Raw genomic sequence first — 1,133 nt, forward strand, 5'->3', positions numbered from 1 at the left:
CGGATAGCGAAGCGGAGCTGCTTTTCCATGGCGATCGGGGCGATGAGGTTCACGTGGATGGTCACGGTGTCACCCGGAGTAACCATTTCGACACCTTCCGGGAGCTGGATAGTGCCAGTCACGTCGGTGGTGCGGAAGTAGAACTGCGGACGGTAGCCGTTCATGAACGGCGTGTGGCGGCCACCTTCGTCCTTCGTGAGGACGTAGATTTCAGCCTTGAACTCGGTGTGCGGAGTCACGGACTTCGGGGCGGCGAGAACCATGCCACGGACGATGTCCTTCTTTTCGGCGCCGCGGAGGAGAAGACCGACGTTGTCACCGGCCTGGGCGTCGTCGAGGAGCTTGCGGAACATTTCCACGCCCGTGATGACGTATTCGGTGGTTTCACCGAGACCGATGCGTTCGACCTTGTCGTTGAGGCGGACGATACCGCGTTCGATACGGCCGGTAGCGACGGTGCCGCGGCCGGTAATGGTGAACACGTCTTCGATCGGCATCAGGAACGGCTTGTCGGTATCGCGCTGCGGGAGCGGGATGTAGGAGTCGCAAGCGTCCATGAGTTCCATGACCTTGTCCTGCCATTCGGCTTCGCCTTCGAGAGCCTTGAGGGCAGAGCCACGGATGATCGGGGTGTTGTCACCGTCAAATTCGTACTTGCTGAGGAGTTCGCGGACTTCCATTTCGACGAGGTCGAGGATTTCGGCGTCGTCGACCATGTCGACCTTGTTCATGAACACGACGATCTTCGGCACGCCCACCTGGTGAGCGAGGAGGATGTGTTCACGGGTCTGGGGCATCGGACCGTCAGTAGCGGCCACGACGAGGATGGCGCCGTCCATCTGGGCAGCACCGGTCACCATGTTCTTCACGTAGTCGGCGTGCCCCGGGCAGTCGACGTGAGCGTAGTGACGGTTAGCAGTGGTGTATTCGACGTGAGAAGTGTTGATCGTGATACCACGAGCCTTTTCTTCAGGAGCGTTGTCGATTTCGTCGAAACGCTTGGCGTTGGCGAGGCCGCGGGCAGCGAGAGTCGTGCAGATTGCGGCGGTCAGAGTGGTTTTGCCGTGGTCAACGTGGCCGATGGTGCCGATGTTGCAGTGCGGCTTGCTTCTGTCAAAATGTTCTTTTGCCAT

General features: G+C 59.8%; 1 protein-coding gene. It reads right to left on the reverse strand.

The window, feature by feature from the left end:
* On the reverse strand, positions 1 to 1,133 hold a 1,133-nt coding region (tuf, locus tag B7994_RS13835; RefSeq protein WP_088639043.1), incomplete at its 3' end, for an elongation factor Tu.

It is taken from the genome of Fibrobacter sp. UWR2 (assembly GCF_002210285.1).
Lineage (GTDB): Bacteria > Fibrobacterota > Fibrobacteria > Fibrobacterales > Fibrobacteraceae > Fibrobacter.